The organism is Streptomyces cinereospinus (assembly GCF_042430725.1).
GTDB classification, from domain to species: domain Bacteria; phylum Actinomycetota; class Actinomycetes; order Streptomycetales; family Streptomycetaceae; genus Streptomyces; species Streptomyces cinereospinus.
Map to the genome: position 1 here is coordinate 135,784 of NZ_JBHMCY010000005.1, position 16,595 is coordinate 152,378.

A 16,595-nucleotide genomic window follows, 5' to 3' on the forward strand; every position below is an offset into this window, starting at 1 on the left:
ACGCATGAGCTGGCAGAAGCTGTCCTCTCTCAGAAGGCACGCGGACTACACTCGGCAAACTCCTCTTGATCCGGCGGTTCTTGGATCAGCTAGGCTTTACGCTCTGCGATAGCGGCTGAAAAAGGCAGACCTCGCATGACCGCCTCCATGTAGTCCCAGTCGGGCTGCCCACTGGGATGAGCTGGGAGGCGAATAACAGTCTTTTTCATTCGCGCGAGAGTCCATTTATATCCGTAAGTAAAGCGACTCCGGCCATGCTTGATGATGGCAGCGACAAACAATTGCGCCCATCGTGAAAGCGGCACTTTTGGGATGAGAACGTTGACGTCGTCGCTTGCGAAAAATGGCTCGTCCTGATAAAAGGCGTACCCCACACTGTTTCCGTTGTAGACAACGGTCAAAACTCCAGCAGGGAAGATGGGGGACACGTCATTCAAGTCTGTAATGCCGTTATTCTTCTCGGACGCGCTGACGAACCTAGTTGTTCCGGGAACTCGTTCAGCCTTAGTTAGTCGCTTCCCTTTCTTGATCTCGAAAAGGTCACCCAGTGAGAAGTCTGACCAGAGTTGGCTGTGCGGGTCGGTGAGATCTTGAGGTGCCGCTGAAGGCTTCGCCAGGCCATCGTGCGTAGGCAAGGGTGTTTGATGGACCCAGTCCGGCGCCCTATAAGGAACCAGCAAAGATCCGAGTGTCCGGTTAGCTTGCCGGCCGTATGAGAATCGATAGCGGTTCTCCCAAATGCAGCGAGCCCACCACAGCCTTTCTACGATCGTCATCCCCGGGTCGATGGGACTCAGGATCATGACGTCCCGGCCGCAGACGAAGGGTTCGGGCTGCACGAAGGTCGAGAGGACTCCATTGCCGCCAAGAGCAACTGAAAGCTCACCAGCCTTCGCTGGTGTGACATTCACGTCCACACGTGCTGTAACGCCGTTATTGCCCATAGCGCGGGATACAAAGTTCACACCGTCGGGTGCATGAACTCGCTTTAGCGCATTCAGTTCCAGTGAGTGCCCGTAACGCAGTTTGAAAACACGATCTAGGCGCTGCATTATTCGGCGTCTTCCTCGGGTTGGGAGCCCTTTAGTACGAACAAGGCGTAATCGAGCAGAACGCGCTCTAGATCTTTCTGAGTGAGGTTTGAGTAGTCCGTCTCCATGTACGCCTCGGCGACCCATTCATCCTTTGGGCCGACCATAGCGGTTACAGACTCACCAGGGTGTACTTCACGATTGCGCCATGCTTCGATCCACCGGTCACGAACTTGTGGCCACCTACTATGGCGGTCTACCCGACCGAGGTTCTTAATCTTGACAAATTCATCGTCTCGCCAATAGCCGAACCATGATTTTTTGTTTGCGACAGCGTGTGGTACTCCTGCCGTGAAAACCATGATGCACGTTACGACACCGACTGGATAGAAAACCTCGGGAGGCATCGACATCACGGCCTCAAGCGTGTGCTTGGACATGATGTTTGCCTTTTCAACAGAGTTCGCGGTTGCGCAGGATACGGGCACAATCGCAACACCCATCCCACCTTTTTCAAGCATGTCCAGCATGTTCTCAACAAACCGGAGTTCGCTAAGATCGGACTTGCTTTTCGCGTAAGGCGGGTTGATGAGTCCAATGTTCGGACGGAGTGGATTGTTGCTGCTGTCTCGGTGTTCTTTAACGGCCTTGACGATGGCGTTATCGAAACAGGAGCCTTGGTAGAGATTCGCTTTCCCGTCGCCTCGTAGAATCATATTTGAGGCAGCGAGAGCGTACATCTGGGGACGCTGCTCGATTCCGATAAGACGATCGCGCTTGATCGATAGCTCTTCTGACTGCGTTGTCGCGGTCTTTGCCATACGCATCATCGCGGAGATGAGGAACCCGCCGGTTCCCGCGCAAGGATCGACTACAACATCGTCCTTCGTGACGTTTGCGATCAGGGCAAAAAGCTCAGTGACGTGTTTGGGCGTAAGAACAATTCCAAGCCCTTTCCCGTCGCCTCCTGTATACTTTAGGAATTCTCCGTAGAACTGACCCACTACGTCGTAGTCATGGTAGATGGTCATGAATGGCAGAACTCGATCCGCCAATAGTCGAACAATCTCGTTTAGTAGGCCTTTCGGGTAGCCCTTGGTGGGCTTCCGTAGTTCCGGTTGCACCTCAATGTTGGTGAACGGTTGAGTCATGTTTTCTACTTTGGGAACTGGAATGTTGGCTTTTTGTACCTCCGTCTTGATGGTCTGCATCCAGAAAGCAGGAAGTTCATGTGCAGGGTAAGCGTCATAAGTTTTGGCAAAAACTTCGTTGCCCAATGCGATGAGTGTGCCTGCTACGGCTAGTGGCTTCTCCTGTTCGCTCATCTCTGCCTCATCTCGCATGAACTCATGCATCTCCTGTGAGAACAGGATGAGGTCGCGCTCTCGCTGATGATGAACGAGAGGGTCAAACGAAGCGGCTCGAATGAGGTCATCCATAGGGATGAGTTGTTCGACCGATGCGCCGTGTGGAGCTACTAGATCACGGGGTTCAGATTCTCCCTTAGGCAAAAGGAAGAAGGAGAAGAGGCTAGATTTTTTGTCACCTGATACAGCGATAGCGATGACAGTGTAGTTAGGGGAGAGGTGCCTGGCGTAATGCAGTACGCCGTCCACTGCGTATTGTGCTGGCTTGTCGCGATCTTTGGATTCGTGCTTTGACGTCTCGGCCTTGCACTCAATGATTACTACTATGTCCGGAGTGAATGGCGCGGTGATGATGAACTCAGGGTAGCCGATTCCGCCCTTCCCGGTCTTTGAAGCTTTAGAGAGTGCAGTTCGGATGGCCTGTACTGTCGATTGCTGCTTTTCGACGACAATTGCATCCTCGTCGTCGTAATACCCCAGCTTCCGTAGCAGTTCGTCCACAAGGTCTTCGGTTACCCGCTCGTTCGCCAACTCAGCCCCAGTCCAAGATCACAGCCGGCATGTCCAGGCTGTCGCAGCCATGCAGCGCACATGCGCCGATAGGTCCGCAGACACTTTAGTCAACAGAGTGCTAGACAGGGGGCACTGAGGTCGAACATAGGTTGGCTACCGCTGGCCGGGCTGTGGGTCGCGTCTCGCTGCGCGGTCGGTGGAGCGGCTTTGGGGTGGCGCTGCTTTGGCGCGAGTGATCATGGCCCCGTAAGCTTCCGGCGCGTCGGGCAGTCTGTGGACCTGCCCGGTAAAGCGCGACGTTGGGGCCATGATCTTCGAGTCTCGCGCCAAAGTGGCTCCGTAAAGCCGCGGAGCCGACCGGCCCAGCCACGACGTACCTCTTCTCTGGCATCAGGTGGCTGATTGCTTGGAGCGCGGCACGGGCGCCGGCCGGGCTGGAGCGGGGCGGAGACTGGAGCGCAGGCCCGGCCGGGGGCCGGGCCGCGCGCGGTGAGCGGAGCGAGCCGCCTTGAACCAGTAGAGAGACTTTGAATCACGCTCATGCTGGTGGCTGTTGATGCTGCTCTTGCGCCTGGTCGCTGTCGGCTCGTGGTGTAGAACCCTGGGTATGGGGAGTGGACGGCGCGAGCGGATGCGGGTGCTTGGGGCACGTCTTCGGGCTCTGCGTGCGGAGGCTGGTCTGACGGGTGCTGCTCTGGCTCAGCGGGCCGGCGTGGGTCAGCCGACGGTCTCCAAGGTGGAGACCGGGCGCATGGTCCCCAGTGTCGATGTGCTGGACCGGCTGTGCCGGGCGCTCAACCTCGATGAGTCGGCGGCCCGGGAGGTCCGTGACCTCCTTGTCGCCGTGGAGTCTGCAATCGACACCGATTCCGAAGCGGCGGGGCTGGCCGCTGGGCTCGTCGTTGATGACGCGATCCGCGGTGCTCGGTTGGTTCGGTCCTTCCAGTGCGTCGTTCTGCCTGGCCTGCTCCAGAGCGCGGAGTACGCCCGTCACGTCTTCGAGAGCGCACCGGACTCGACCCCTGAGGCTGTCGGTCGGGCTGTCGCTGCGCGTGTGGAGCGGCAGAGCGTGTTGTACGAGCCTGGGCGCGAGTCGGTGTTCGTGCTGACGGAAGCCGTGCTGCGGACCTGGCCGGGCACGCCGGCGCTGATGCTCGCCCAGCTCGACCGGCTGCTCGCCGTCGAGAGCCTGAACACAGTGCGGCTCGGCGTCATCCCGTGGCGCCGCCCGGTGCCGCTTCTGCCTCGTCACGGATTCACTCTGTGCGACGAGCAGGCTGTCGTGATTGAGGCGTTCACCGGTGAGCGGGTGGCCGTCGACTCCGCCGAGGTGGTTGCGTACGAGGAGGCCTTCGACCGCTTCCAAGGCGCAGCCGTCTTCGGGGACGAGGTACGTGAGCTGTTGCTGCGGGTGATGAAGGAGTTCCGCGAGCTGGGAGACACGGTCACCCCTTAGAGGAATAATTCCTCTACATGCCTAGCGTGCTGGCTTCCTGTGGGCATAGCCTGCCGTCACGCTGTCTAGTCCCCTAGACGCAGACAAGGAGCTTGCCATGCGTACTAAGTGGTGCCGCGCCTTCCCGGGTCTTGCCGAGCAAGTGGTCCAGGCCCGTCACTTCGTCGCTGCCTTAGTCGCCGAGAAGGGGCCGGTCGATGACGCCACCCTGGTCGTCAGTGAGCTGGCCACCAACGCCGTTCGTCACTCGCTGAGCGGGGCGGAAGGCGGTTGGTTCCTCGTGGTCGTGGGCTTCGGTGACGGCTTCGTCCGTATCGAGGTGGTCGACCAGGGGGGCGAACGGGTCCCGCACCTGTGCGATGTGACCAGCCAAGAAGAGGGCGGGCGCGGGCTGCTGCTGATCGCGGCCTGCGCGAAGGACTGGGGGGTGAAGAACTGGCCCGACGGGCGTTCCGTGTGGGCGGAGCTGGCCTGGGAGGGCGCGTGACCGGGTGCCGCCCGCTGATGGGTGGCCGTTGCCGTGCCGGCGGTGACGGGTGACTCCACGGGGTGTGCCTCGGCGGCGGTCGCGCTTCTTCGTCGTTGAAAGTCGTACGGGACGGCGCCCCCCACCCGTTCCGTCTAGGGCCCTAGACTCCTGGGTACTTCTGGGAGGTGTGGTCATGTCGGACGAGCTGCAGCGGATCATGGCGATCGATGATCCGTACCTGCTCCTGCGTGAGGTCACCACAAGGCTGGCCGCGGCGCAGCAGGAGGTGACCGAACTCGCCCGGCTCCGCCGCCGCGTGGTTCAGGACCTCCACGCGCAAGGAATGTCCTACGCGCAGATCGCCGAAAAGGCCGGCCTGAGCCGCGGGCGGATTCATCAGATCCGCCACACCGGCCCCGCGCCCGAGGGGGCCTTCCTCGGGACGGGTGCCGTCACGGTCGTGACACCGCTCCGGTGGGACGACACGAAGAAGCGCCCGGTCGTCGCCATGGCCGACATGAACTCCGGCAAGCGGCTGGAGGAACTGGCGAAGTCGTACGGGCTCGACGTCAACTCCGGCCACGTGCAGGTGAGCGGCGAGGTCGACCTCAACCGTGACGGCCTGGTCGTCGTCTGCGGTCCGGGCATGTCCCAGGCCATGCGCGACCTGTACGCCCAGGACCCGGTACTCGCCTGGGAACACCCGGAGGGCGAGCCCTGGGCGCTCGTGGACCGGCGCACCGGCACGGCGTACCACGCAGGGGCGGACCTCGAGCCGAGCCGCCCGCACGACGTCGGATACCTGGGTCGACTGCCCCGCCCGGACGGCAACGGCTCGCTCCTCGCCATCGCCGGCATCCACACCGCAGGCTCCCTCGGCGTCGTCCACCTGCTCACCTCCGACCTCAGCACGCTGTGGGGACAGGTGGGGGAGCGGCACTTCTCCACCCTGGTGAGTGTCGAGTACGACCCCGAGAGCGAAGAGCCACAATCCGCCGAACTCCTCTGCCCCCTCTACCTGCACGACGAGGAGGCGACGGCGTGAACGTCGCCCTCGGCACGCTGCCCGCCGAACCAGACCAGCCGAACGAGGACTTCGCGGCCGCCGCTCCCGGTGCGGCCGTCCTCCTCGACGGTGCCGGCGTCGCCGGGGCCGAGACCGGCTGCGTGCACGGCATCGCGTGGTTCTCCTCGACCCTGGGCGGACTGCTGCTGGGCAACATCGCGCAAGATCCCGTCCGGCCGCTCGCCGACTGTCTCGCCGACGCGCTCCGCGGTGTCCGGTCCCTGCACGAGGACACGTGCGATCTGACCTACCGGGCCAGTCCGACCAGCACAGTCGTCGCGGTCCGCGTCGGCGGGGGAGCGCTGGAGTACCTCGTCCTCGGCGACTCGACCCTCCTCCTCGCCGGTCAGGACGGGAAGACGACCGCTGTCACCGACGACCGCCTGGACCAGGTCGGCAAGCAACTCCGTGCGCCGGTCGACCGACTGCCCACCGGCACGCCCGAGCACGCTGCCGCCCTCGCCCAGTACCGCGACGACCTGACGGGACTCCGGAACCGGCCGGGCGGCTTCTGGATCGCCGGCCCCGAACCGCAGGCAGCCGAGCACGCCCTCACCGGAACGGTGCCGCTGGAGTCGCTGGCGTCCGTGACGTTGCTGAGCGACGGCGCGACACGTGTCGTCGACCGGTTCGGCCTCGCCGACTGGGCGGACGTGCTGGACGTGCTCGCGTCCGCCAGCCCGGACGAACTCATCCGCCGTGTACGGGAAGCGGAGAACAGCGATCCGGACGGGCAGCGATGGCCTCGCGGAAAAGCGAGGGACGACGCCACGGTTCTCCACTGGGTGCCCTCGTCGTAGCCGCACACCCAACCGTAGAATCGAACATGTGAGCGACCAACCGTCCCGACTGGAGCTGCTGCGCTTCGCGCGCCGTGTGGTCGTGCAACAGGCGACGGCCGCCGTGCGCCAGCTCGACGGGTGGATCGCGGACGAGGAGCGGCGCGAGGCTGAGCGGTGCCGAGGTGAGGAGATGCGGCCGCCGCCTCCGGACTGGCTGCTCCAGTACGGGCTCAACCGGAAGAACGTGGATGCCGTCCATGCCGGGGACTGCTGGGCAGCGACGAAGTCGGGCCGGTGTCGTTCCGCGTCCCGCGAGCAGGTGGTTGAAGCTCTGCGGCATGGCGTGCCGGCGTGCGTGCACTGCCGCCCGGATACGGTGCTGGGCCTGCTCGACAACCCGTGACGGTGGTGGTTTGAAAGCGGGCGAGGGGCTCCCGAATGGCGTCACCGGCCGCTGCGAGATCGGGTGGTCCCATCGACGCTCGCGCGACACGCTCGTATACCCCCCTAGACAGTTGACGGGGCGTCGGTTTACGGTTGTCGTCAACCCCCCTAGACGGTTGGGGTGGTCGCCTCCCTGTGCTGTCTAGGGGGGTATTCAACGGCTCGGCGTCCACGAAGGCGCCCGAATCAAGTGAGGTTCAGAATGCGTGTCATCCCCGTGGACACCTCGTCCGCCACTCTGCTGGTCACCAAGCTCCCCGAGGTCAAAGTGAGGGACCGGCAGACCGGCGAGGTGGCCGTGGACCCGGTCACCAACGACCGGCTCATGGTCATGGAGCTGGTGTTCATCGCCCAGGGCGGCTCGGACATGATCAAGGTCACCGTGCCCGAGAAGGGCATCGGCGAGGGACTGGTCATGGGCGCACCGGTGTTCCTGTCCGGCCTTATCGCTCGGCCCTGGGAGAGCGAGTTCGGCGGCCGTACTCGGCACGGCATCGCCTACCGGGCGGACGCCGTCATGGTCGGCACCCCTGCTGCGGTGCAGGGCTGAGCGCCATGGCCGATGCCCTGCGGATTCTGCTGTTAGCGCTACTGGTGGCGGCTGGGCTGGTCGCCGTACGCCGTCGACTGCCGGTCCTGTTCTGGTGGCTGGTCGGGTATCCGGCCGTGACGCTGCGGGTGCTCACCACGTACCGGGCCACCATGGACGCCTGCGGCCTGACTGTGCCCGCCTCGGCCATGCGCCGGGCCACCGCCCGGATGCTGGGGCGACAGGCCGCTCCCGTGCCGCCTCGTCGGTCGCTGCCACTGCCGACCGGGTCCGGACTCGTGATGCGGCTGCGCATGGCGGCCGGCCAGGCACCCGAAGACTTCACCGCCTCGGCCGACCGGCTACGGCACGCCTGGGGTGCGCACGCCGTGCACGTCCGGCCCACCAAGCCGGGGCGACTGGAACTCCGGTTGGTCGGCTGGGACGTCCTCGCCGACGTTCGGCCCACTCGTCGGTGGCTGCGGACCGAACCGTTGACCTTGCCTCTGGCGTTGCGCGAGGACGGGCATTGGCACGTCCGGGACTTCCGCACCGTTCCGCACGAACTCATCCTCGGAGCCACGCAGTCGGGCAAGTCCGTGTACCTGCGCAACCTGCTCTGCGGGCTGGCCCGGCAACCCGTCGCACTCGTCGGCATCGACTGCAAGTGGGGCGTCGAACTGGCCCCTTTCGCACACCGGTTGTCGGCGCTCGCCGACACACCGGACCGCGCAAACGACCTCCTTGACGTCCTGGTGGACGAGATGGAGGCACGCTTCCGCCTCATCGGCATGAGGGGCGGGGCCGGTCTAGATGCCGTGCTCACCTCGGACGTCTGGGGCCTGCCGGTGAAGACGCGGCCGGTGCCGGTCGTGGTCGTCGTCGACGAGGTCGCCGAACTCTTCCTCGCCGCGAGCAAGGACGACGAGAAGCGGCGGGACGCCATGGTCACCAAGCTCATTCGCCTCGCCCAGCTCGGGCGCGCGGCCGGCATCTATCTGGAGGTGTGCGGGCAGCGCTTCGGCGCTGAACTCGGCAAGGGCGCCACCATGCTCCGCGCCCAGCTCACCGGTCGGGTCTGCCACCGCGTCAACGACGAGACGTCCGCCAACATGGCCCTCGGCGACATCGCACCGGAAGCGGCGCTGGCGGCTACCAGGATTCCGGCCGAACGGCCCGGCGTCGCGGTCGTCGGTGACTCCTCCGGCGGCTGGTCCCGGTTCCGCTCCCCGCACCTCACCCTCGAAGACGCGGCGGCCGTCTGCCGCGACACTTCGGGCCTGATTCCGGTACTGCCCCGCCTGGACACCTTCCGCCCCGCGGTGCCGCAGCCTTCCGCTGTTCCCGTCGCGCAGCCCGCCACGCGTCCGGTGACCGGGTAACCGCACATACCTCCGACGGTCGGCGTGACCGCCTCACGCCAAGTCCCTACCCCTGCCTTGCCTGAAACCGAAGGAGCCCGAGCCGATGCGTGCCCACCTGGCCCGCGTGGACGCCGTGATCGTGCAGGCCGTCATCGCCGGTGCCCTGTCCTTCTCCCACTTGCACGACGTCGCCGCGGCGGCCGGACAGGACGGCTGGAAGGCGTGGGCCTACCCCGTGAGTGTCGACCTGCTCTTGGTCGCCGCCTGGCGTCGGATGCGCCAGTCACAGCGAGCAGGACAGGCGGCCGGTGGCCCGCGTCTGTGGTTCCTCGTGGCCCTGGCCGCGTCCCTCGGCGCCAACGTCGCCACGGCCGGCCTCCTCGACCTGGACGACGTACCCGCCTGGCTCCGCGTGACGGTCGCGGGCTGGCCGGCTGTCGCCTTCTTCGGCGGCACGCTGCTGGCTCACACTCCGCACACCGCGGAAGACCCCGCCGCCTCTCCTGCGACGGACGCCGCTACGGCTCCTGACGGCGGTTCGTGCGACGTGGAGGGGCCCGATCACAAGGTTCCGTACAGCGCCGACCCCGAACCGGCTCCCGAGCCTTCTGCCGCGCCGGCCACCGCTCCCGCCCCGGCGCCTGCTCCTGCCGTCGCCCTGCCGCCCGCCCTCGTTGACCGCGTCCGGGCCTTGGCCGAGGAACACCGCTTGGCCACCGGCCGCCTCGCCGACCCCGACGCCATACGCACTCGGCTCGGACTGCCCCCGTCCATGACCGCATCCGTCGCCGCACACCTCTGAGAGGAGCCCCACCGTGAACCGCCGCTTCCGCAACCTCCGACGCATCGGCCCCGTCAACGTCGCCTCCTACGTCGAACGCGGCCGGAACCGCCACCTGGCCGCCTGCACCGCTCCCCGCTGCGACTTCTCCGCCGAGTACGACAGCCGTGCCGCCGCCGAACTCGCCGCCCGTACCCACCGCTGCCCGGCCTGACAGGAGACCACCGACATGGACGTTCCGCTCTGGCTCGCCCTCCTCGTCGTCGGCGTCCTCGGCGTCAAGCTCATCCGCCCGCCCTGGTGGCTCATCGCCGTACTGCTCCTCGGCGGCTACCTCCTCGCCGACAGCCTGCTCGCCCCCGTCATCGACCCCGCCCTCAAGTGACCCGCGAAGGGAGACCGCTCATGTTCCGACCGAAGGTCCCGACCATGCCGCAGCCCACCGGCCTGACCACCCCGCCCGTTGTCGTCGAACCGACCACCGTCACGCCAGACACCTCGGCCTCGGCGTCGATACCCGCCACTACGACTCCGAACCGTTCGGTCGTCCCGCTCACGCCGGGCGCCGTGCTCGCCCTGGTCGGCGGCGGCACCGCCGTGGTCCTGGTCGTCGGCGCCGTCTTGGTTTCCATGCTTCTCGCCGTCGCCCTCACTGCCACGTCTCTGGCCGTGTGCGCCGTCGCCATCCGCTCCGTCGTCGCCCGACGCTGACACCAACGCCCCGGGCTCTCGGTCTTCTCACGCTGTCTAGCCCCCTCGACATAACGGACTGCACGCCCACCCCAGGCAAGGAGGACCCCGCACATGACTTCTGCGGCTCCGACCGCAGCTATCCGCCAGTTGGCATCCATCGCCCGGCACGGCGACCTCAGCGCCTACGCCCACCAGATCCAGCGCCTCGGCGGCTGCGAGCGGCCCATCCGAATGGAGGGCCACCGGCTCGACGTCCACGCCGCCACCGGGGAGATCGTCCGGGAGATTGCCGACCGCGACCTCCCGGCCGGACAGCTCCTCATCCGCTGCAACAACCGTCGCGCCACCCGGTGCGCCTCGTGTGCCGAGGTGTACCGCAAAGACACCTTCCACCTCGTCACGGCCGGTCTGAGTGGCGGCAAAGGCATCGGCCCGGCCGTGGCCCAACACCCGCGTGTCTTCGCCACCTTCACCGCACCGTCCTTCGGCCCCGTGCACAACCGCCCCGGTGGCGGCCGGTGCCGCTGCGGACGCCTTCACCCGGACGACGACCCCGCCCTCGGCACGCCCCTGGACCCGGACCGATACGACTACGGTGCGGCCGTCCTGTGGAACGCTCACGCGGGGAAGCTCTGGGGTCGCTTCACCACCTACCTGCGCCAGCACCTCGCCTCCCGCGCGGGCCTGAGCCGTTCGGCGCTGCGTCACTGCCTCAAGGTCTCCTACGCCAAGGTCGCCGAGTACCAGCGGCGCGGCGCCGTCCACTTCCACGCCGTGATCCGACTCGACGGCCCGGACGGCGCCGAGGACACCCCGCCGGCCTGGGCCACGACCGGACTCCTCACCGACGCGATCCGCTCGGCGGCCCGGATGGCCGAGACACCCGGCCCGGTCCTCGACGGCTATACGTATGCCTTCCGCTTCGGCGAACAGCTCGACATCCGCCCCATTCGCTTCGCCGACTTCGCGGGCACCTCGGAACTGTCCAGCCGCGCCGTGGCCGCCTACATCGCGAAGTACGCCACCAAGGGAGCCGAGACCGCAGGCACCCTCGACCGGCCCATCCGCGAACCCGATCACCGACCTGATCGGCTCCGGCGTCACCGATCACGCCCGACGCATGATCCTCACCTGCTGGCACCTCGGGGCGCTCCCCGAACTGGAAGACCTGCGCCTGCGCAAGTGGGCCCACATGCTCGGCTTCCGCGGCCACTTCTCCACCAAGTCCCGCGCCTACTCGGTCACCCTCGGCGCCCTCCGCCAGGAGCGGGCTGACCACAACGAAGCCCTGGCCCGCGAACGCGCGGCCGAGGCCGGCCATCCGCTGCCCGACCCGGACACCCTCCTCGTCCTCTCGCACTGGCGCTTCGCCGGCACTGGGCTGACGGCTGCGGAACGCCTCATTACTCACGGAATTCCATCGCCTGCCAACTCGACGGACGACGATATGGAAGGAGCTCCGACGTGGACCGCCGACGCGATGAACTCATGACTGTTCCGCAGATCCTCGCAGAGTTGGGCGGTGTATCTCGACGCACTTTCTACCGGTGGCGCGAGCTGGGCCGGGGAGCTGCTGCCTTCAAGCTGCCTAACGGCGAACTTCGGGTGTGGCGGAGTGACTTCACCACGTGGCTGCGGCAGTTGGAGGCGGCGGCGTGAAGTCTCTCGACGTGAAGGTGTGGGGCGTCCGGAAGAGGAACACCAAAAAGTCGTCCTATGACGTCCGGTGGACCGTTGCCGGAAATGTGTTCTCCGAACAGTTCCGCACCAAGGGGCTCGCGGACCACTACCGTTCCAAGTTGCTCCGCGCCGCCCATGCTGGCGAAGAGTTCGACACAGAGACCGGGCTGCCCGACTCGATGGTCGAAAAAGCAGCCTCAATGACCTGGTACACCTTCGCTTTGAAGTACCTCGCCATGAAGTGGCCGCACGCGGCGCCGAACACGCGCAACGGGATCAATGAGGCCCTGACCGCCGTGACGATGGCCCTTCTTGACGAGCGTCCGGGGCAGCCGTCCGAGGACCTGATCAGGAGGGCGCTTCGGAACTGGGCCTTCGTCCTTCCCGGACCGGACGAGCGCGAAGTGCCGACCGAGATTGCGAACACCTTGCACTGGGTGGCGAAGGCATCGCGTCCGCTCTCGGACCTCGGTGACCCGCGATCGGAAGGGCCGTTCTGGATTCGCTCAAGCTGAAGCTCGACGGGACGGCGGCAGCTGCGGAGACCGTCCGGCGCAAGCGTCGGACGCTCGTCAATGCGCTGCACTATGCAGTCGATCTCGGGGAGTTCAAAGAGAACCCGATCACGGGCATTCGCTGGAAGAAGCCGAAGGTGGCCGGGGAAGTTGATCCTCGGGTGGTCGCCAATCCTGCTCAGGCGCGTGCCCTGCTGACTGCGGTCTCGTACGTCGGTGGGTACGGCCGGGCGCGTGGTCGCCGACTCGTCGGCCTGTTTGCCTGCATGTACTACGGCGCCTTGCGTCCGGCTGAGGCCGTCGGCCTCACCGATGCGGACCTGAAACTGCCCGAGGCCGGCTGGGGGACGGTGTTGCTCAACCGGACGCGTCCCAGCGTTGGAAAGCAGTGGACAGACTCCGGTGAGACTCATGACGACCGGGGCCTCAAGAACCGACCGGCGGAAGAGGTCCGGCTCGTGCCGATCCCGCCCCAGCTCGTCGCCATCCTCCGGCAGCACCTCGACACGTTCGGCACCGCCGAGGACGGGCGGCTGTTCACCAACGAGCGTGGGGGAGTGGTCGGGTCCTCGACGTACTACCGCGTCTGGCAGGAGGCCCGTGCGCTGGCGCTTCCGCCGGCCGCGGTCGCCTCTCCGCTCGCGGCTCGCCCGTATGACCTCAGGCACTCGGCACTGTCGACCTGGCTCAACTCCGGGGTGGACCCGACGGAGGTCGCTGAGCGTGCGGGCAACAGCGTGGAGGTCCTGCTGAGCCGCTACGCCAAGTGCATCGACGGACGGCAGGAGATCGTCAACCGCAAGATCGAGGAGTTGTTGCGCGAGTACGAGTGATCACGCGCGTAGGCCGTCAGCCCTCCAGCCCGCTTGGGCCGGAGGGCTTCGCCATGTCTCGGCCGTGTGCCGTAGGCCATTGGTTGCTGGCTGCACCTGCCGCGTCGTGTTTCGCCCCGCTGGCGGACGGTTGCCCCAGGGGTTCCGTCCGGTTCGCGCTCTACGCCTGGACTGCTGGGCTGGCGACCCTCGCAGTATGGGGGCCTTGGAGGAGAAGCCGCGGCGGCTGGGTGGTGGGCAGCCTCGCTGCCCGTACTGCGGGCTGCTGCAGGATCGGGTGGCGACGCTGGAGCAGGACTGGGTACTGCTGGAGCCGGACATGCGTCCGCTGGCTCACACGGTGCCGGCGGAGCATCGGTGGATCGAGCTGTCCGATGGACGGGTGACGGTCTACGGGGTGTGTCCGCCGGATCAGTTCCAGCGGTGCCGTATCGAGCACCGTCTCGCCTGCCCGGCGCAGCCGCTGCCGGATCTGTGGCCGTGGTTGACGAGCCTGCGAGGGGAGAACGCGCGGCAAGCGGAGCGGCGGGACGACCCGAAGCTGCCCCCGCCTCCTGAGGAGTGGCCGGACGCGGGCTGACGGGCACTTCGGAAACCTCGGGGTTGACCAGGGAAGATGTCCTAAGAACCTGTCCACGAATAGTCCACGGACCGCGTCATAGGGCTGCTCCGGGCGGCACATGCCTGCACATACGCGAAGACCCCGTTCTCAGCGTTTCCGCTGGTGACGGGGTCTTTGGGCACCTCATACAGGGTGCCCCCGGCAGGATTCGAACCTGCGCACACGGCTCCGGAGGCCGTTGCTCTATCCCCTGAGCTACGGGGGCGTGTCGGCCGCTGTGGTGTTCCTTGCGGCGACGGGTAGAACACTACCAGCTCCCTCGGGGTGTTCATGAACGGGTTTGCCGGGGGACGTGTCCTGGTCAGGGGAGGGTGGGTCGCTCGCAGGGGGTGGAAGTGGGGAAAACCCGGACGCGGTGGCCGGGACGGACCTACTCTCGAAGTTGTGCCAGGCGCGTCGGGCCGGGTGCTTGTTGTGGACGACAACAAGGTCATCCGGCAGTTGATCAGGGTCAACCTCGAGCTGGAGGGCTTCGAGGTCGTGACCGCGGCCGATGGTGCCGAGTGTCTGGAAGTCGTCCATCAGGTGCGGCCCGACGTCGTCACGCTGGACGTCGTGATGCCGCGGCTCGACGGGTTGCGGACCGCCGCGCGGCTGCGCGCGGATCCCCGGACCCGGCATCTGCCCCTCGCCATCGTCAGTGCCTGTACGCAGTACGAGGTCGACAGCGGTCTCGACCTCGGTGTCGACGCCTTCCTCGCCAAGCCGTTCGAGCCCGCAGACCTTGTGCAGCTTGTGCGGCAGTTGGTCGAGCGGGGGGCCGAAGAGCACCCCGGTGGCGCTGGTGATGGTGGTCCCGGCGGTGATCGCGGTGATCGCGGCGACGGCGGGGGCAGTGAGCGCCCTGGTGGTGCCGGGATGGGGGAGTTGTTCGGGGCCGCCGAGGCCGAGCGGGCCGGGCGGGCGGGTGGCTGAGGGCCGGCTTCGGTGATCGGACGGTCGTCGCGGTCAGGACGAGGCGTCGGGTACGGGGCCGGTCACGTCCCCACGCCCATCGGCCGCGTCGGTCTGGCAGCGGCGGTCGACGACAACAGCCACGGGCAACCGGGCAGTCCGCTTCGGCGGCGCCGAGCCCGGCGTCCACCACCGGGCCTCGGTCCTGAGGCCCGATCTAGGGCGTCGGACGTGACGTTCGTCTGACGGCGTCCACATGCCGGACCGCCGTCCGAACCGGCTCGCTTACCCACCCCCCTCCTCCCCTACGCTTGTCCCGTGACCCCCGTCGAGCTCTCGCGCACCGTGCTGCACGCCGTGCGGCGCGCCGTCGACGACGGGGAGCTGAGGGTCACCGTGCCCGCGCGAGCCGTGGTGACGCCGCCCGGGCCGGGAGGGTGGGGCGACTACGCCACCAACATCGCCCTTCAGCTCGCCCGTCCCGCCGGCCGGCCGCCGCTGCGCGTCGCGGAGGTGCTGCGGCCGTATCTCGTGGGGGCCGAGGGGGTGCTCGGCGTCGAGATCACCGGACCCGGGTTCCTGAACATCGCCCTCGCCGGCACCGCCACCACCGGCGTCGTCCGGCGCATCCTCCGGGACGGGCCCCGCTACGGGCACGGTGACGCCCTCGCCGGGCAGGTCCTGCGGCTGCACGCACCCCACGACGTGCGCGCCCTCGTCGTCCTGGACGCCGCCGCCCGCCTGCTGCGCTCCCAGGGCGCCCGGGTCCGCACCAGCTGCGACGCCGCACCCGAGCCCGCCTGGGCGGCCGTACTCGACCTGCATGTCGATACCCACGGCGTTCCCGACGGCTCCGACGGCATCGTCCACGGCGTTCCCGACGGCTCCGACGGCATCGTCCACGTCGTCGTCCGCCCCATCCCCGCCTCCGCCGACCCCCTCCCTCTCGCCCGCGACGCCGCCCGCTGGGCCCTGCTCCACCCCGCCCCGCACGACCGCCCCCGCGTCACCCCCGACCACCTGGTCCAGCGTGAGAGCAACCCCCTCTTCCGGGTCCGCTACGCCCACGCCCGCACCCGCGCCCTCACCCGCAACGCCGCCGACCTCGGCTTCACCGCCGACCCCGCCGCCATCGACGTAGCCCTGACCGGCGTCCCCGGCACCGTCGACGTAGCCCTGACCGGCGTCCCCGGCACCGTCGACGTAGCCCCGACCGGCGTCCCCGGCACCGTCGACGCAGCACCCCCCGGCGGGCCCCCGGCCTTCCCTCTCCCCACCTCCCCCGACATCGCCCCCCTCCTCACCACCCTCGCCGACCACCCCCGCGTCCTCACCGCCGCCGCCACCCACCGCGCCCCGGACAGGCTCGCCCGGCATCTCGTCGGCGTCGCCGACGGGGTTCTCCCGCTGTTGCCCGCCGTGCTTCCGCGCGGTGCGGAGAAACCCTCGGCCGCCCACCGCGCCCGGCTCGCGCTCGCCGAAGCCGCCGGGACGGTGCTGGCCGGCGGCCTGTCCCTGCTCGGCATCGACGCACCCGACCATCTCTGAGAGAGCCC

The 16,595-nt window shown here is 67.2% G+C and carries 17 protein-coding genes, 1 tRNA gene and 2 pseudogenes; 17 read left to right on the plus strand and 3 right to left on the minus strand.

Annotation, left to right across the window (positions count from 1 at the left end):
• Window positions 1-89 precede the first annotated feature (89 nt).
• Both ACFF45_RS04195 and ACFF45_RS04200 read right to left on the minus strand, forming a co-directional pair.
• Window positions 90-1,052: a restriction endonuclease subunit S gene (locus ACFF45_RS04195; RefSeq protein WP_381342004.1), complete on the minus strand. Its 963-nt coding sequence runs from the start codon at window positions 1,050-1,052 to the stop codon at window positions 90-92.
• Window positions 1,052-2,899, minus strand: a complete 1,848-nt coding sequence (locus ACFF45_RS04200) for an HsdM family class I SAM-dependent methyltransferase (protein WP_381342007.1) — start codon at window positions 2,897-2,899, stop codon at window positions 1,052-1,054. Before ACFF45_RS04200 ends, ACFF45_RS04195 begins: the two co-directional genes overlap by 1 nt.
• A gap of 619 nt (window positions 2,900-3,518) precedes the next feature.
• On the opposite strand from ACFF45_RS04200, the gene ACFF45_RS04205 reads away from it, so the two are divergent.
• From ACFF45_RS04205 to ACFF45_RS04275, 15 genes and pseudogenes are all read left to right on the plus strand, one after another.
• Window positions 3,519-4,367, plus strand: coding sequence for a helix-turn-helix domain-containing protein (locus ACFF45_RS04205; protein WP_381342072.1), 849 nt, complete (start codon window positions 3,519-3,521; stop codon window positions 4,365-4,367).
• 97 nt (window positions 4,368-4,464) lie between these two features.
• Entirely contained in the window at window positions 4,465-4,854 is a 390-nt protein-coding gene (locus ACFF45_RS04210; RefSeq protein ID WP_006134834.1) for an ATP-binding protein, read from the plus strand.
• Window positions 4,855-5,029: 175 nt separating this feature from the next.
• Entirely contained in the window at window positions 5,030-5,881 is an 852-nt protein-coding gene (locus tag ACFF45_RS04215; RefSeq protein ID WP_381342010.1) for a sigma factor-like helix-turn-helix DNA-binding protein, read from the plus strand.
• On the plus strand, window positions 5,878-6,702 hold the full coding sequence (locus tag ACFF45_RS04220; RefSeq protein ID WP_381342013.1) for a protein phosphatase 2C domain-containing protein: 825 nt from the start codon (window positions 5,878-5,880) through the stop codon (window positions 6,700-6,702). Before ACFF45_RS04215 ends, ACFF45_RS04220 begins: the two co-directional genes overlap by 4 nt.
• 28 nt (window positions 6,703-6,730) lie before the next feature.
• Window positions 6,731-7,087, plus strand: a complete 357-nt coding sequence (locus tag ACFF45_RS04225; protein ID WP_381342015.1) for a DUF6233 domain-containing protein — start codon at window positions 6,731-6,733, stop codon at window positions 7,085-7,087.
• Window positions 7,088-7,330: 243 nt separating this feature from the next.
• Complete coding sequence (locus tag ACFF45_RS04230) at window positions 7,331-7,678, plus strand: SCO3933 family regulatory protein (RefSeq protein ID WP_028959488.1); 348 nt, start codon at window positions 7,331-7,333, stop codon at window positions 7,676-7,678.
• Window positions 7,679-7,683: 5 nt separating this feature from the next.
• Window positions 7,684-9,039, plus strand: a complete 1,356-nt coding sequence (locus tag ACFF45_RS04235) for an FtsK/SpoIIIE domain-containing protein (RefSeq protein ID WP_381342018.1) — start codon at window positions 7,684-7,686, stop codon at window positions 9,037-9,039.
• A gap of 85 nt (window positions 9,040-9,124) precedes the next feature.
• Window positions 9,125-9,823, plus strand: a complete 699-nt coding sequence (locus tag ACFF45_RS04240; protein WP_381342020.1) for a DUF2637 domain-containing protein — start codon at window positions 9,125-9,127, stop codon at window positions 9,821-9,823.
• 13 nt (window positions 9,824-9,836) lie between these two features.
• Entirely contained in the window at window positions 9,837-10,016 is a 180-nt protein-coding gene (locus tag ACFF45_RS04245) for a mobile element transfer protein (protein ID WP_019524147.1), read from the plus strand.
• 15 nt (window positions 10,017-10,031) lie between these two features.
• Entirely contained in the window at window positions 10,032-10,187 is a 156-nt protein-coding gene (locus tag ACFF45_RS04250; RefSeq protein ID WP_006134826.1) for a hypothetical protein, read from the plus strand.
• Window positions 10,188-10,207: 20 nt separating this feature from the next.
• Complete coding sequence (locus ACFF45_RS04255; protein WP_381342022.1) at window positions 10,208-10,513, plus strand: SpdD-like protein; 306 nt, start codon at window positions 10,208-10,210, stop codon at window positions 10,511-10,513.
• Between the two features lie 93 nt (window positions 10,514-10,606).
• A pseudogene (locus ACFF45_RS04260) lies at window positions 10,607-11,987 on the plus strand (replication initiator).
• On the plus strand, window positions 11,984-12,154 hold the full coding sequence (locus ACFF45_RS04265; protein ID WP_381342074.1) for a helix-turn-helix transcriptional regulator: 171 nt from the start codon (window positions 11,984-11,986) through the stop codon (window positions 12,152-12,154). The pseudogene ACFF45_RS04260 and the gene ACFF45_RS04265 overlap by 4 nt, the downstream one beginning before the upstream one ends.
• Window positions 12,151-13,523: pseudogene (locus tag ACFF45_RS04270) on the plus strand (tyrosine-type recombinase/integrase). Before ACFF45_RS04265 ends, ACFF45_RS04270 begins: the two are co-directional and overlap by 4 nt.
• Before the next feature lie 196 nt (window positions 13,524-13,719).
• On the plus strand, window positions 13,720-14,103 hold the full coding sequence (locus ACFF45_RS04275) for a DUF6083 domain-containing protein (RefSeq protein ID WP_381342024.1): 384 nt from the start codon (window positions 13,720-13,722) through the stop codon (window positions 14,101-14,103).
• Window positions 14,104-14,278: 175 nt separating this feature from the next.
• Here ACFF45_RS04275 and ACFF45_RS04280 read toward each other — a convergent pair.
• Window positions 14,279-14,350 (minus strand) — tRNA-Arg (locus tag ACFF45_RS04280).
• 209 nt (window positions 14,351-14,559) lie between these two features.
• On the opposite strand from ACFF45_RS04280, the gene ACFF45_RS04285 reads away from it, so the two are divergent.
• On the plus strand, window positions 14,560-15,060 hold the full coding sequence (locus ACFF45_RS04285) for a response regulator (RefSeq protein WP_381342026.1): 501 nt from the start codon (window positions 14,560-14,562) through the stop codon (window positions 15,058-15,060).
• A gap of 297 nt (window positions 15,061-15,357) precedes the next feature.
• Entirely contained in the window at window positions 15,358-16,587 is a 1,230-nt protein-coding gene (gene nrtL, locus ACFF45_RS04290) for an ArgS-related anticodon-binding protein NrtL (protein ID WP_381342028.1), read from the plus strand.
• Window positions 16,588-16,595: the final 8 nt, after the last annotated feature.

Bases quoted from the DNA above. Each gene is read 5' to 3' on its own strand.
- ACFF45_RS04240 (WP_381342020.1), top strand. From the start codon at position 9,125: ATGCGTGCCCACCTGGCCCGCGTGGACGCCGTGATCGTGCAGGCCGTC.
- ACFF45_RS04205 (WP_381342072.1), top strand. From the start codon at position 3,519: ATGGGGAGTGGACGGCGCGAGCGGATGCGGGTGCTTGGGGCACGTCTT.
- ACFF45_RS04275 (WP_381342024.1), top strand. From the start codon at position 13,720: ATGGGGGCCTTGGAGGAGAAGCCGCGGCGGCTGGGTGGTGGGCAGCCT.
- ACFF45_RS04230 (WP_028959488.1), top strand. From the start codon at position 7,331: ATGCGTGTCATCCCCGTGGACACCTCGTCCGCCACTCTGCTGGTCACC.
- ACFF45_RS04265 (WP_381342074.1), top strand. From the start codon at position 11,984: ATGACTGTTCCGCAGATCCTCGCAGAGTTGGGCGGTGTATCTCGACGC.
- ACFF45_RS04255 (WP_381342022.1), top strand. From the start codon at position 10,208: ATGTTCCGACCGAAGGTCCCGACCATGCCGCAGCCCACCGGCCTGACC.
- ACFF45_RS04195 (WP_381342004.1), bottom strand. From the start codon at position 1,052: ATGCAGCGCCTAGATCGTGTTTTCAAACTGCGTTACGGGCACTCACTG.
- ACFF45_RS04250 (WP_006134826.1), top strand. From the start codon at position 10,032: ATGGACGTTCCGCTCTGGCTCGCCCTCCTCGTCGTCGGCGTCCTCGGC.
- ACFF45_RS04210 (WP_006134834.1), top strand. From the start codon at position 4,465: ATGCGTACTAAGTGGTGCCGCGCCTTCCCGGGTCTTGCCGAGCAAGTG.
- ACFF45_RS04215 (WP_381342010.1), top strand. From the start codon at position 5,030: ATGTCGGACGAGCTGCAGCGGATCATGGCGATCGATGATCCGTACCTG.
- ACFF45_RS04235 (WP_381342018.1), top strand. From the start codon at position 7,684: ATGGCCGATGCCCTGCGGATTCTGCTGTTAGCGCTACTGGTGGCGGCT.